This is a genomic window from Pseudomonas sp. Sample_10 (assembly GCF_004321495.1).
In the GTDB taxonomy this organism is placed as follows: domain Bacteria; phylum Pseudomonadota; class Gammaproteobacteria; order Pseudomonadales; family Pseudomonadaceae; genus Aquipseudomonas.
Genome location: NZ_RCOE01000245.1, coordinates 1 through 772, shown reverse-complemented (window position 1 = coordinate 772; position 772 = coordinate 1). Strand labels below are relative to the sequence as shown.

Sequence of the window (772 nt, the reverse complement as noted above, 5' to 3'; positions counted from 1 at the left end):
GCGCGGCGCTTGTTCAGGGTTTCTTCCCATTCCAGCGCCGGCACCGAGTCGGCGACGATGCCGCCACCGGCCTGCACGTGCAGTTCGCCGTTCTTGATCACCGCCGTGCGGATCGCAATGGCGGTGTCCATGTTGCCGTTCCAGGCGAAGTAGCCGACAGCACCGCCATAGACGCCGCGTTTGACCGGCTCCAGCTCGTCGATGATTTCCATCGCACGGATCTTCGGAGCACCGGACAGCGTGCCCGCCGGCAGAATCGCCCGCAGTGCGTCCATCGCCGTCAAACCGGCCTTCAACTGCCCGGTGACGTTGGACACGATGTGCATCACGTTGGAATAACGCTCAATGACCATCTTCTCGGTGAGCTTCACCGAACCGACTTCAGAGACCCGCCCCGTGTCGTTACGGCCCAGGTCGATCAGCATCAGGTGTTCGGCGATTTCCTTGTCATCGGACAGCAGGTCTTTTTCCAGCGCTAGGTCCGCTTCTTCATTGGCCCCGCGTGGGCGGGTGCCGGCAATCGGGCGCACAGTGATCAGGTTGTCTTCGACCCGCACCAGCACTTCCGGCGAACTGCCGACGACATGGAAATCACCGAAGTTGAAGAAGTACATGTAAGGCGTCGGGTTGAAGCAGCGCAATGCCCGGTACAGGTCGATTGGCGCAGCCTTGAAGTCGATCGACATGCGCTGGGACGGCACGACTTGCATGCAGTCACCGGCGAGGATGTATTCCTTGATGGTGTCGACGGCTTTTTCGTAATCGTCCTGGG

Annotated in this window: 1 protein-coding gene; it reads right to left on the bottom strand. The window is 60.8% G+C overall.

What is annotated here, in order from left to right; all coding sequences use genetic code 11:
* Positions 1 to 772, bottom strand: a 772-nt coding sequence (locus tag D8U18_RS24710) for an anthranilate synthase component I family protein (RefSeq protein ID WP_177435058.1), incomplete at both ends; no start/stop codon positions are given.